The sequence below is a fragment of the Oleiphilus sp. HI0123 genome, from assembly GCF_001635315.1.
On sequence record NZ_LWGE01000049.1, the window covers coordinates 1 to 778 of the forward strand.

General features: G+C 46.4%; 1 protein-coding gene. It reads left to right on the top strand.

All coding sequences use genetic code 11. The annotated features are described in order from the left end of the window. Positions 1-778: class I tRNA ligase family protein (locus A3761_RS00595; protein WP_156491457.1), on the top strand; the 778-nt coding region annotated here is incomplete at both ends.

Consider the following 778-nt stretch of genomic DNA (forward strand, 5'->3'; position numbering starts at 1 on the left):
AGTGATGAACAAGCTAGGGGCTGATATCTTGCGTTTCTGGGTAGCGGCAACAGACTATAGTGGTGAAATGACGGTTTCTGACGAGATCCTCAAGCGAGCTGCCGAATCTTATCGTCGTATTCGAAATACTGCGCGCTTCCTGTTGTCTAATATCAATGGTTTTGAGCCAGAGAAGGACTTGGTAGCGCCTGAAGAGATGATGTCACTAGATCGTTGGGCGGTTGATAAAGCCTTAGAGCTTCAAACTGAATTGCAAGAAGCTTATGACGAGTATAGTTTTCTTAGTGTTTCACAGAAAATTGTTCACTTCTGCGGCGTTGATTTAGGTGGTTTCTATCTGGATATCATCAAAGATCGACAGTACACCACTCAGGCAGATAGTCTAGCTCGTCGTTCATGCCAAACAGCGATGTACCATATTCTTGAAGCGATGACTCGCTGGATTGCGCCAGTTCTAAGCTTTACTGCAGACGAAATCTGGGCGGTTATGCCTAAGCCTAAGGGTGAAGAACGTGCATCAAGCGTAATGCTTTGTTCCTGGTACGAAGGTTTGTTTGCGATGGATGCAGATAGCCAGCAAGGTTCTGAGTTCTGGGCAACGGTGCTAGAAGCGAAAACGGCTGTGAATAAGCGTATCGAAGAAGAGCGTAATGCGGGCAAGATCAAAGGTTCTCTTGGAACAGAAGTGAGCTTGTATTGTGAAGGCGGTTTGTACGAAGTGCTTAAGTCCTTGGGCGATGAGCTACGTTTTGTCTTGATCACCTCTGAGGCGACAGTT